This window comes from Pedobacter miscanthi, assembly GCF_032678605.1.
GTDB classification, from domain to species: domain Bacteria; phylum Bacteroidota; class Bacteroidia; order Sphingobacteriales; family Sphingobacteriaceae; genus Pedobacter; species Pedobacter miscanthi_A.
Genome location: NZ_JAVTSU010000003.1, coordinates 224,482 through 237,142, shown reverse-complemented (window position 1 = coordinate 237,142; position 12,661 = coordinate 224,482). Strand labels below are relative to the sequence as shown.

11 protein-coding genes are annotated in these 12,661 nt (G+C 39.9%); 3 read left to right on the top strand and 8 right to left on the bottom strand.

Features of this window, described 5'->3' with window-relative positions; all coding sequences use genetic code 11:
• Window positions 1-72: 72 nt before the first annotated feature.
• From R2R28_RS06115 to mraZ, 4 genes are read right to left on the bottom strand one after another with little or no spacing between them, the layout of a single operon-like run.
• Window positions 73-2,175, bottom strand: a complete 2,103-nt coding sequence (locus R2R28_RS06115; RefSeq protein ID WP_316824827.1) for a penicillin-binding protein — start codon at window positions 2,173-2,175, stop codon at window positions 73-75.
• A complete protein-coding gene (locus tag R2R28_RS06110) occupies window positions 2,165-2,587 on the bottom strand; it encodes an FtsL-like putative cell division protein (RefSeq protein WP_316824826.1) in 423 nt (140 codons plus the stop codon). The genes R2R28_RS06115 and R2R28_RS06110 overlap by 11 nt, the downstream gene beginning before the upstream one ends.
• Window positions 2,584-3,489 carry a 16S rRNA (cytosine(1402)-N(4))-methyltransferase RsmH gene (rsmH, locus tag R2R28_RS06105; protein ID WP_316824825.1) on the bottom strand — a complete coding sequence of 302 codons (906 nt, stop codon included), beginning with the start codon at window positions 3,487-3,489 and terminating at the stop codon, window positions 2,584-2,586. Before rsmH ends, R2R28_RS06110 begins: the two co-directional genes overlap by 4 nt.
• Window positions 3,479-3,946, bottom strand: coding sequence for a division/cell wall cluster transcriptional repressor MraZ (gene mraZ / locus R2R28_RS06100; protein ID WP_316824824.1), 468 nt, complete (start codon window positions 3,944-3,946; stop codon window positions 3,479-3,481). Before mraZ ends, rsmH begins: the two co-directional genes overlap by 11 nt.
• Before the next feature lie 483 nt (window positions 3,947-4,429).
• Between mraZ and R2R28_RS06095 the strand changes: the two genes are divergently transcribed.
• Entirely contained in the window at window positions 4,430-6,001 is a 1,572-nt protein-coding gene (locus tag R2R28_RS06095) for a PepSY-associated TM helix domain-containing protein (protein ID WP_316824823.1), read from the top strand.
• A gap of 117 nt (window positions 6,002-6,118) precedes the next feature.
• On the opposite strand, the gene R2R28_RS06090 is transcribed toward R2R28_RS06095, so the two are convergent.
• On the bottom strand, window positions 6,119-7,093 hold the full coding sequence (locus R2R28_RS06090; protein WP_316824822.1) for a DUF1080 domain-containing protein: 975 nt from the start codon (window positions 7,091-7,093) through the stop codon (window positions 6,119-6,121).
• A 185-nt stretch (window positions 7,094-7,278) separates the two neighbouring features.
• Here R2R28_RS06090 and R2R28_RS06085 point away from each other — a divergent pair, with 185 nt between their 5' ends.
• Window positions 7,279-9,174, top strand: a complete 1,896-nt coding sequence (locus R2R28_RS06085) for a mechanosensitive ion channel family protein (RefSeq protein ID WP_316824821.1) — start codon at window positions 7,279-7,281, stop codon at window positions 9,172-9,174.
• 95 nt (window positions 9,175-9,269) lie between these two features.
• Here R2R28_RS06085 and R2R28_RS06080 read toward each other — a convergent pair whose 3' ends face one another.
• Both R2R28_RS06080 and R2R28_RS06075 read right to left on the bottom strand, forming a co-directional pair.
• On the bottom strand, window positions 9,270-10,463 hold the full coding sequence (locus R2R28_RS06080; RefSeq protein ID WP_316824820.1) for a phosphoglycerate kinase: 1,194 nt from the start codon (window positions 10,461-10,463) through the stop codon (window positions 9,270-9,272).
• Window positions 10,464-10,469: 6 nt separating this feature from the next.
• Entirely contained in the window at window positions 10,470-10,907 is a 438-nt protein-coding gene (locus R2R28_RS06075) for a GNAT family N-acetyltransferase (protein WP_316824819.1), read from the bottom strand.
• A 226-nt stretch (window positions 10,908-11,133) separates the two neighbouring features.
• Between R2R28_RS06075 and R2R28_RS06070 the strand changes: the two genes are divergently transcribed.
• Entirely contained in the window at window positions 11,134-11,568 is a 435-nt protein-coding gene (locus R2R28_RS06070) for a hypothetical protein (RefSeq protein WP_316824818.1), read from the top strand.
• On the opposite strand, the gene gap is transcribed toward R2R28_RS06070, so the two are convergent.
• A complete protein-coding gene (gap, locus tag R2R28_RS06065) occupies window positions 11,558-12,553 on the bottom strand; it encodes a type I glyceraldehyde-3-phosphate dehydrogenase (protein ID WP_316824817.1) in 996 nt (331 codons plus the stop codon). The two genes, R2R28_RS06070 and gap, sit on opposite strands and share 11 nt — an antisense overlap.
• Window positions 12,554-12,661 lie beyond the last annotated feature (108 nt).

The following is a 12,661-nucleotide window of genomic DNA, read 5'->3' as shown; positions in this document are numbered from 1 at the left end:
TTATTGTCTATTCTTTTATTATCAAGTAAAGAGTAGTGAGACCTTAAACCTTTCTACCCTCAGCCTGCTATCTTAATTCAACTCTATTTGTACACCAACTCCTTTACCCACCTTTGTTCCGGCGATAATGGACTGGCTGATTACTTTGCCGGAGCCATTAACTTTTGTTTTTAAACCTGCATTACCCAAAAGGTATAATGCATCTTTCAGGCCCATCCCCGAAACGTTTGGCATTACGCCTTTACGCTCGTTATTTTCCTGAAAAATAGTTCCTGCACTGGTATCTATAATATTGTAATACTCCGATTTTGAAGCAAAAAGTGGTTTAAACCCAAATGCTTTATATACTTTTTGAGTCGCTTTACTCTGTCCAGCTTTTGTTGGCGGATTACCGGTATTCCCTACTAAACGGGTTGGCACATCGTTATACATCTGCATGTCGCTGGCATAAATACGATCGGCAATTTCCCTGAAAACAGGTCCTGAAACTGATGCCCCATAATAATCGCCTTTTGGATCGTTGATTACCACAATCAAAGAATACTTAGGCTTATCAGCAGGAAAATAACCCACAAAAGAAGCTTGGTACTGTTTCTTTGCTTTATATCCCTTATTCGCATCAGCCACCTGGGCAGTACCCGTTTTACCTGCAATTGGATAAAGTGGATTATATACAATCCGTTTACCACTGCCCTCGGTAACCACACCTTCGAGCATTTTTTTGATTTTGCTTAAGGTTACATCCGAACAGATCTTATCATTGATCACCCTTGCTTTAAACTGCTCAATCGGGTTACCTAACCTTCTGATCTCTTTTACAAAAATTGGCGCTACCATTTTACCATTGTTGGCCACCGCATTATACATGGTGAGCATTTTCAATGGTGTTAACTGCATTTCATAACCATATGCCATTTGAGGAAGGGTCATGTTTTTGTTCCAGCTTCTATTCGTTTTTGGATTTTTAACCACCGGCATGGCTTCTCCAGGAATCTGCAACTCTAATTTTTTATTCAACTGCCAATCATATAAATGATCGGTAAATTTCATAGGATCATTTCCATAGTGCGTATTGATCAGCTTTGCAATTGCAGCGTTGGAAGACGTTTCAAAGGCTTTTTTTGCGGTAACCGTTTCAATTTTTGGATGTGAATCCGTAATCAGTTTGCCTGGAATCTGATAGTACCCCGTACCAATCATGGTATTGGTATCAATCAGCTTATCCTCTAAAAGCGCCATGTAGGAGGCTAGCTTAAAAGTTGATCCCGGATCCTGGTTACCGGCAATGGCGTAATTAAACTTCTCTTTATATACGCCTTCTTCCACTTTAGAAAAATTGGCCACTGCACGGATTTCTCCGGTTGCCACCTCCATTAAAATCACCGTACCATGATCGGCCTGCGATATAATCAGTTGTTTTTCTAAAGCACTTTGCGCTAAATCCTGCATATTTACATCGATGGTCGAAATAATATCCGCTCCATCTTTTGGCGCTACTTCAGCTTCTTCATTCACCGGAATGTAAACACCACCAGCAATACGCTGCATTAACCTCTTTCCTGTCTCGCCGTTGATATATTCTTTATAAGCACCCTCTAAACCTACACCGTTTTTAACATTCTCATTTTTGTAACCAATGGTACGGGCAGCCAAAGCCTGAAAAGGAAGAATCCGTTTGTTTTGCTGAACAGCAATCAAACCACCACTAAATTTACCAATGTTATATAATGGAAAAGTTCTGATGGTTTTAAGATCAGCATAACCCACTTTACGGTGAATCAGTAAATAACGGGCACTATCCTGACGACCTAAACGCAGGTAACGGGCATATTCTTTAGGTGTTTTATCTTTGAAAAGCAACGAAAGTTTATAACCCAGCGAGTCTACCTTTTCGTTAAAAACCTTATCCTCAGCAATGCCACCGGCAAACATATCCATACGCAATTCGTACTCAGGTACCGAAGTAGCCAACAAGCTGCCATCGTTAGAATAAATATTGCCACGGGTAGCCTCTACATTGACGTAGCGAGTAGAAAGACTATCTGCCATAGCTTTCCATTTTTTTCCTTGCACAAACTGCACCTGACCGAGGCGCAAAAACACCGCGAAAGCAAAAAGCACAATTAAGCCAAATGCCAGATATACACGAAGCAAGATGTTTGCTCTAATATTCATCGCTTTTAACAATTATTTTTTTTGGTGGTTCAATCAGTTCTTTTATCCCAAGGGTATCAACCTTTTTGGCAACCTCTGTTAATTTGCTTTTAAACATCAGGTCGGCCTTTAACGATTTATACTCCCATCTTAATTCTTTTACTTCTTTATTTAATTTATCAATGCGGCGAACGTTGTTTACCGCAAAATGGCTATTAGCAATGTATACCATCCCCAAAAGGGCCAAAAAACACAAATAAGGCAGAGCATCAGTTGCCGCCTCTTTAGTTACTAATCCATCATTAAAAAGCTTGCTGATAAATGAATTGCTATCCATTTTTTCTTCAGCAGTTTTTGGCCGTTTGGGCGCAACTTTTAGCTCAGGTTCGGGCCCAATCTCTTCTTCCTCTATCTCTTCCCTAAACCTGTTCATATCTTTTCTGCAATTCTTAGTTTCGCACTGCGGGCCCGGTTGTTCTGGGCAATTTCCTCATCAGTGGCAATTATCGCTTTTCGTGTAATTACATTAAATGGCTTTTGCTGGTTTCCAAAGAAATCTTTTTCCACCTCACCCTGAAATTTCCCCTTAGCCATAAAATTTTTAACCGGCCTGTCTTCCAGTGAATGGTAAGACATCACCACTAAATGACCACCAGGTTTTAACACCTCAGCAGCTTGTTGTAAAAAATCTTCAAGCACCTGGATTTCGGCATTAACCTCTATACGTAGCGCCTGAAAAACCTGCGCCAGGTATTTATTTTCTTTTCCTTTTGGGATATAACCTGAAATGGCCGATTTCAAACTGTCGATATCAGTAAAAGGTTGCTCCAAACGAGCAGTAACAATAGCACGCGCTAATGACTTCGCATTTTTAACTTCCCCATAAATCCCAAAGATTTTATGCAATTTATCTTCTGTATAGGTATTCAGGATTTGGGCAGCAGTTAAATCGCGGTGCTGATCCATACGCATATCGAGATCAGCGTTATGACGGATAGAAAAACCACGTTTCGGCACATCAAACTGATGTGAAGACACTCCAAGATCAGCCAGAATCCCATCTACCTGTCTGAAACCTTTTAAACGGAGGTTATTTTTTAAGAAACCAAAATTCTGATCAATAAAGATAAAACGCTCATCAGCAGGAATATTAGCCTGAGCATCAGGATCCTGATCAAAAGCAATCAACCTTCCTTTTGGACTCAAATGCTTTAAAATCTCTTTCGAATGACCACCGCCACCAAAAGTAACATCCACATATACGCCATCAGGGTTGATATTCAAACCATCAATACAAGGCTGCAACATTACAGGAACATGGTAATTATTCGCCATCCGCGCCTCCTTTCTTATCACCCATTACTTTTTGAGCAAGGTTTGCAAAGTTGACAGGAACATCGTCAAAAATATCTTCGTAAGATTTTTTATCCCAAACTTCGATACGATCCAACTGACAAGCCAGCACAAGATCGCTACCTATGCCAGCATACTCTACTAAAGATTTCGGTAACAATACCCGGCCAGCAGCATCAAGCGAAAGCTCGGTTGCCCCACGCGTAAAAGCCCTAACAAAGGCACGGTTTTCCTGATCGTAAATATTAAGCTTGGCAAGATCGGCTACAACAGCATCCCAAACATTTTTAGGATAGATGACCAGATTTTTCTCGAAACCGCGGTTAATGATAAGCCCATCGTTCTCGGCATCAGGCAATTGTTTCTTAAGCGCAGCAGGTACCATAAGGCGGCCCTTTGCGTCAAGTTTACAATCGAATTCTCCTAAAAGTTGGGTCATAGTGGTATCTACACTTTTTATCTAGTGTAAAAGTAAAGAGTTCTACCACTTTTTACCACTTTTTACCACAAAAAAGTTTTCCACATCGTTTTTGTTACAGAATCGATCCCACAATATAGTTAAAATATGCCTATTCACATACCGAGAAAGCCATTACACACTGATAATAAGCCAATTAAAATTAATTCCACATAAAGTGTTACGTCCGCCCATTTTTGCCCATACTTTAAGATTTTTTAATTAAAAGCGCTCATTTATAGCATTCAAAAAGTGGGAAGTCCTCCCACTTTTCGGCATTTTTTTGCCTTAGTTTAAAAGAAACGCAAACGTAGCACCAAGTGATAATCGGGACTTCATCTAAAAGATAAGATTATTATCTTATTTAGACTTATTAAATATAATTTGCACAAGAACAATTAAAACGATTTCTTTGTAGGCGTAAACCATTCTTAATTAATAAACAGGTGACAACTACGCTCAAAAATGAATTCAGAACAACAAGCTAAAAGTTTAAACTGGGCAAAACATCAAAAACGCTGGTTTGGCAAATGGCATTTATATGTGGGCATCATCGCTGGAGCAATAGTTGCTTTCGTGGGTTTAACAGGTAGTATCCTGGTTTTTCAGGATGATATCGATCGTGCATTAAACCCGAACCTTTTTGAAGTTATTGCGCAAAAACAAAAATTACCGGTTGAGGACATTGTACCCCTCATTAAAAAGAATTACCCCAAGATAAAAATAGATTACCTGCTGCTTAATGATGTCAAAAATCCAAATGAGGCGTATAGCATCACCAATTTAAAAACAAACGAACAAACTTTTATCAATCCATATAATGGAAAAATAACCGGAAAAAGGATTTACACCAGTTCTTTTATCCGTGTGGTTACCGAACTGCACCGAACCTTACTTATTCCGGTTGCGGGACGGTACATTTGTGGGCTGGCTTCGCTTTGTCTTTTAATTTTAACCATATCAGGCCTGCGTTTATGGATCCCAAAAAAATGGAAACAGTTAAAAACAGTACTAACAGTAAGGTTTAGCGGATCGTTTAAAAGACAAAATTACGATTGGCATAATTCACTGGGTTTTTACTCCTCACCCTTTGTGGCTATATTAAGTTTAACTGGATTTTCGATTACTTTTTCTACGCTGGTAATCCCCTTGTTATTTTTGCTAAGTGGTAAATCGCCGCAAGGTGTTGCCAAATTATTGGGCGCAAAATCTGCCTGGCATGCACAGGCAAATCCGCTACCTTTAAAAGATATTGTAGCTGCAGTGAAAGAAAAAATGCCTGATGGTTACATTGGTGGTATTGCTTTTCCGGCAGATAAAATGGGTACTTACCGCCTGGATGTAGTAAGTGGAAATCTCCCTAAAGTTGGGAAAAGGGAAATGTTGGTTGTGGATCAGTACACCGGCAAAACATTATTGAATAGCCGTAAGGATTTTCCGAATGTAGGTAATGCTTATTTAAGCTGGTTAACGCCAATCCACTATGGAAGTTTTGGCGGCAGGCCAACGCAGGTAATCGCCATTATTGCCGGTTTAATGCCGTTTGCACTCTTTATTACTGGATTTATCATTTGGTGGCCGCGTTATAAAAAACAAAAGAAGGGCAAAAAACATAAAACAAAAGAGTCAAAGTTGGATGAGCAGGCCCAAAGCCCGACATTGGTAAAAGATGGAAAAGCAGAAGTAATTAAAGCGCCACTTCCGAAATTAGGCCGATATTTCCTGATCAATTTTAAATCGGGTTTTAAATATGCGGCCATTATTCTTGCGATCAGTTCTATTATGGGTGCATTGTATGGCTTACCATCTGGGATAGTGATTCAACCAGCTATTTTTGTTGTTGCTTTTAGTTGTGTAATGGTCTGCCTGAATTTTATATGTGCGTTGTTGTCTGAAATATTCAATATTCTTTTTTTAGTTCCATTTAGAAAAGGAAGTCATAAAGTTACGCGATATTTCGCATTATCGGCCGCCTTCTTTATCTGTTATTTAACTGTATATATAGTATTACTGAATACGGGGCTGGAAGTTTTTTAGTTGACAGTAATACCAGATATAGGCTTTGCAGCTTGCATTAAGGTTCCCGTATACGCGGGAATGACGACCAACCCTTGGTGCCAGATGTTGCCATCTGACACCAAACCTGGCGTTGAATTATTTTGTTGGTGTAATTACAATTTTTCTGAATTCGATAGGTGCATGATCTCCCTGAAGGTAAATAGGCCCTGGCTCTCCTTCATTACTGTCTAACGCTCCTCCTGTAATGCCCGGAATTTCCTGGTTACTGATAATGGTTTTGCCATTGGCCACCACAGTTACCAAACGGCCAACGAGGGTAATATCGTAACTCTGCCATTCATCCGGACCAAGGGTAACCATTTCATTGGCGGTTAAAAAGCCATAAATACCACCAAACAATACGCTATTAGGGTGTGCATCCTTATTACTGTCTTCAATCTGTACTTCATAACGGCCTCTTAAATAAACACCACTATTTCCTCCTTTTGCGTACTTAAATTCGACATGAAGTTTAAAATCGTTATACTTTTGTTCGGTAATTAAATTTGAACCTGGCCTTGGGCTTGTTAAAATGCCATTTTTTACTACCCACTGGTTTTGTCCGGTGGTTTTCCAGCCAGCTAAGTCCTTTCCATTGAACAGATTTATCGGCTTGCCCCATGCAGGCGCTGCCGTTCTTTTTAGGTATGGTGCTTTCACCCCTTTCCAGCTATATTGTTTACCATTACAATCAAGCATCGTTCCCTGAATTCCGGCATCGGTCAGATTTCCTTCGATCACCAAATTCGCGGTACCACTCTCCCATTGTGGCGGAATTTCAAAACTGAACTTTCCATTAGCAAATTTAACTTCGGCAACGGGGCGTGCACTACCCGCAGTAGATACAAAATAACCTACTAATGTTTTTACTCCCGAAAGTTTTACTTCCAGCCAGGCTGGTGCCGGTTTCCCGTTTATATCAACAGTGATATCCCACCGGCCTATTAATTCTTTTGGCTCAGCAGTCAACGAAATATAATCACGGTTTGTAGTGGCTGCAGCAAGCGCTTTTTCAGACAAACCTGCAAGGAGCAGACAGCCTACGCTAAATAAAAAGATTTTTTTTCTCATAAGTTTGTATGTATAATCGAGGCTATTGCAAGCCTTAGGAAAGGTAATACTTATTTGTTTTAGCTGCAAATGCTTGTTATTAAAGGAACGCGGATACTCCATTATATTTGTGAAAGAAAGGTCAACTCAACACGATTTATCTAATTATGAGGTAATTTTATTACTTTAGGTAAAGTGAATAAAATATGATCAGATTTTTCGCGTCCCTCGCCCTTATTGTATGTATTTCTACCTTTAACTGTATTGCAAAACAGGATACCACTGGTAAAAAAACTGATAGTACTGCTATTAAAAGGTTTGATAACGATCTTGACAAAGTTAATCAGTTATCGGCCGAGCGACTTTCTGATTCTCTTAAAAGATCTGAACTGGAAAGGCGTGTGAGTACATTGGGTGCTGCTGATAAATCTGAACGTGCAACATTAATGGCAGAACTTTCCTCTCTAAAAAAAAGAGATTCTGCACACCTTTCACGGCAGCAACACCAAATTGATTCGCTTCGGGCAATTATTAAAGGCGTTCCGGTAGTTTTCCATTCGGATACCCTTTATTATCTTTATGCCAAACTGGGAAGTTTCAGCGCCAGCGATCGTGCACGCGCTGTTGTAGAAAGGCTAGAGCGTATTGGGGATGCTCCCGGATACTCAGGAGATTCACTCCGGCTCAGTTTATCCGAACAATCTACTGATTTACTTTATGGCAACAGCCTGCTGTTATCCATTACCGATCAGGATGCACTATGGGCGAGAAAAGACCGTGCCGGCTATACGGAATACATCAGAAAAAAAGTATCGGCTGCTCTTCTGCAATACAGGAATGATAACGGCTGGCGGGTTATTTTAGAAGAAATCTTGCTCACCCTGCTGGTTATTGCAGTAGTGATTACCCTTATTTACCTCATTAATAAACTCTTCAAAAAAATATCAAAAAGAATAATTTCTGCAAACGGAGAACCCAGGGTAGGAATTAAGATCAGAAATTACGAACTGTTAGATGCGGCGCATCAACAGAACGCGATCACCTTTATCCTGAAAATCATCCGTTATGCGGTTATTCTACTGGTTATTTACCTTGCTTTCCCGGTATTATTTGGCATTTTCCCGTTTACGCGTGATCTATCGGTTAACCTGTTGAGTTACATCCTCAGCCCTTTAAAGAAAATCGGAATAGCGGTATGGAACTATATCCCCGATTTGATGACGATATTGGTGTTACTGGTGGTTTTCCGCTACGTGATTAAGCTGGTGCGTTTTGTTAAAACGGAGATTGAGCGGGGAAAACTCACCATCCCGGGCTTTTATAAAGACTGGGCAAATCCAACCTATCAAATTATCAGGGTGCTGATTTTGGCTTTTATGCTTATCGTCATCTTCCCTTATCTTCCGGGTTCCGATTCGGGCGTTTTTAAGGGTGTATCGGTATTTATGGGCGTGCTGTTTACTTTCGGATCGGCCGGGGCACTAGGCAATGTGGTTGCAGGACTTGTACTGACGTATATGCGTGCATTTAAAATCGGCGATAGGGTAAAAATTGGTGAGGTTACGGGTGATATTACTGAAAAAACATTGTTGGTAACCCGTGTACGTACTATTCAGAATGAAATTGTGTCGATCCCCAATTCTACCGTAATGAATAACCATACGGTAAATTTTAGTATAGAGGCGGCAGATAAGGGTTTAATTGTGAATACCACGGTTACGATAGGTTATGATGTTCCGTGGCGACAGGTACACCAACTTCTTATTGATGCAGCCCTTGCCACTTCACTTATTGAGGCTGAACCAAAACCCTATGTGTTACAAACCAGCCTCGACGATTATTATGTAAGCTACCGGTTAAATGCTTATACGAAATCGCCAAATAAACAAGCCGTTATTTATTCAGGCTTACATGCCAACATCCAGGATCATTTTAACGAGGCCGGAGTAGAGATTATGTCGCCACATTATAAAGCATTAAGGGATGGTAATGCGACTACGATTCCTCTGGATTATCTTCCCGGCGACTACCAGGCTCCACCATTCCGCACAGAAAACAAAGCGCAAAAAGATCATAAGGGCAACGCAGATCAAAACACATAGACTCACAAGCGCTCAAAAAAGCTGACAAGCGTGTTTTGAAATGAAAAAGGGCCTTGCAAATGATTTGCAAGGCCCTTTTTCATTTGTATTATGATTTATCCATTAATGGCTTTCACACCTGGCAATTCTTTACCTTCCATATATTCTAATAAAGCACCACCGCCTGTAGAAACGTAGCTTACCTCATCTTCTAAACCGAATTTAGCAATCGCCGCAGCCGAATCGCCACCACCGATTAATGAGAAGGCACCATTATCTTTAGTTGCCGCTACAACTGCTTCTGCAACCGCTTTGGTACCTACCTGGAAACTTTCCATTTCGAAAACACCCATCGGGCCATTCCATAATAAGGTTTTAGAGTTTTTAATCACTTCCTGAAATAATTCAACCGATTTTGGACCGATATCTAACCCCATCCAATCTGCAGGAATCTGACCTGAGTTTACATCTTTTTTATCTGCATCATTTGCAAAACGATCAGCAATTACGGTATCAACAGGTAAAATCAGGTTTACTCCTTTAGCTTTTGCTTTTTCAATCAGTTCTAAAGAAAGTTCTTGCTTATCAGCCTCTAACAATGAGGTACCGATTTCGCCTCCCTGTGCTTTTGCAAAGGTGTAGGCCATACCTCCACCAATAATCAGGTTATCTACCTTATCTAATAATTTCTCGATCAAAAGAATTTTATCAGATACTTTCGCACCACCCATAATTGCAGTGAAAGGCCTTTCTGCGTGGTTTAAGATTTTTTCTGCATTTTCTACTTCCGAAGCCATTAAATAACCGAAGTATTTTGCATCAGGGAAAAACTGTGCAATAATTGAAGTTGAAGCATGTGCACGGTGCGCCGTACCAAAAGCATCGTTTACATAAACATCTCCTAATTTCGATAATTTCTCTGCAAAGGCAACATCACCTTTTTCTTCTTCTTTGTAAAAACGAAGGTTTTCTAACAATAATACTTCACCTGGTTTTAAATCAGCTGATTGTTTTACTGCACTTTCACCAATACAATCATCAGCAAATTTAACTTCAACACCAACCAAGGCAGATAAATCAGTTAAAATGTGTTTTAAAGAATATTTATCGGTTGGTCCATCTTTGGGACGGCCTAAGTGCGACATTAAAATAACTGAACCACCATCTTTTAAAATTTTAGAAATGGTTGGTAAAGCAGCCCTGATTCTTTTATCATCAGTGATTTTAAATTCATCATTTAATGGTACATTAAAATCTACCCTGATTAAGGCTTTTTTATCTTTAAAGTCAAACTGGTCAATTGTATTCATGTTTAATTATTTTGATTTTAAGTTTAATTTCATCTCGTAATGGAAACCGATTCCCGGGATATCAAATTCTGGAGATTCGGTAGTAAAGCCAATTTTTTTATAGAACGCTGCTGCCGTAGAACGTGCATTGCACCACAAATAATCGGTATTGTATTCTTTTAGGTATTCGATGGCAAAAGTAACCAATGCAGCGCCATAGCCATTTCCACCGGCATCGGGATGTGTAGCCATGCCACGGAGTTGATAACCTTCACCTTCTTCGGGGAAGAAATCATTACGCATAAAGGTTGCGATTGATTTTATCTCTCCATCTTTTAAAAAGCCAAGATGAAAAGTATCGTAGGCCAGGTCGCCATCAAAAACACATGCGTCAAATGGTTTACCGTTTCGTAAAACCAGGCTTCTTAAAGGCAGAACTTCTTCTGGAAGGATGAATTTGACCATATTTATTTTATCACTTAGCTCATGCCTGCTACCAGAATATGGCTATCAGGATGCGCCGCAAACGTTTGCAAAGTTAATAAAGCAATTGAAACGAGGTAATAATATCGGATAGAAAGTGCTAACATTTTAGATAGATAAGCAATCCGATCATAATGTTATATTGGCATAGAGAGCCAAAATTTTGATAATAGCAAACAGACTTCCGGTTTACTTGTTGATAAATAATATGTGCAAATGGTATAACCTAAACCAGCTTAAAGTGAAAGAAGAAAATATTAAAACCGCAGCAAGAATATTATTAGGAGCAGGTTTAATTACCGCAGGAATTGGTCATTTAACTTTTGCCCGTAAACCTTTTCAGGCACAGGTACCAGATTGGGTGCCTTTAAAAAAGGATGATACCGTTGTGTATTCGGGTTTTGTTGAAATTGCATTAGGTACAGCCCTGGTGCTGAGTCCGCAGAAATATGAAGATATAGTAGGCAAAATTGCCGCAGGTTTATTTGTCGGCGTATTTCCAGGCAATATTTCACAATATACCCATAAACGAAGTGCCTTTGGGCTTAATACCGACAGCAAACGATTTTTACGCCTGTTTTTTCAACCCGTACTGGTTTATTGGGCATTAAAATCTACACAAAAAGCTAAAATTAAGCTTTAGAAAGTATATCTATCTTTTTCACCACATCAATTAAACGGTTGCTGTAACCGTATTCATTATCATACCACCCAACCACCTTAACCAGATCGCCAACGATAGAAGTTAATAGTGAATCGAATATACAAGAGTGTGGATTATCAATAATATCAACGGATACAATTGGATCTTCGGTATACTCGAGCAGGTCTTTAAGTTCGTTTTCTGCAGCTAATTTAAAAGCGGCATTAATTTCTTCGATAGTTGTTTTCTTTTTTAACAGACAGGTAAAATCCGTCAGCGATCCGTTTAAAACCGGAACCCTGATACCTGCACCGCCTAACCGGCCATCCAGCTCCGGAAAAATGTGGGTGATGGCTTTAGCTGCCCCTGTTGTAGTTGGAATAATAGAAGAAGATGCCGCTCTTGCCCTGCGGAGGTCTTTATGGTTGGCATCGTGCAGGTTCTGATCACCCGTCATTGAGTGGATGGTGGTAATATAACCTTCCTCTACACCCCAGTTATCGTTCAGGATTTTGATCATAGGGGCAATGTTATTGGTGGTACAGCTTGCATTAGACAGTATTGGGCTTTTCAGATCAATCTGATCATCGTTAACCCCCAGTACCACCATTGGAATATCATCTGCAGCTGGTGCAGAAATCAGCACCTGTTTTGCTCCTGCTGTAATGTGTTTTTCGGCAGCCTGTTTGGTTAGGTTTTTACCTGTACAGTCGATTACTACATCTACCCTCAATGCGGACCAGGGTAATTCATCAGCCTCTTTTATGGCAAATACGGGAATGGAGAGTTGACCAATGACCACTGCATCGGGTTTAGCCGAAACTTTACCGGCAAATACACCGTGAACAGTATCGTATTTAAATAAATGGGCCATTGTTTTTGCATCTGCCAGATCGTTGATTGCGACTACCTCGAAACCCTCAGCCAATGCTAAACGTAAAAATGTTCTTCCTATTCTACCAAAACCATTTATTGCCAGCCTCATTTTCTATAAAAATTAGAGCGCAAAATTAGTATTTATTTATGAAAGCGAAGCCCTTATCATATAAGATGGAAAAGGCATGATAAAAGGGAATTTAAAGCGCTTAATTTG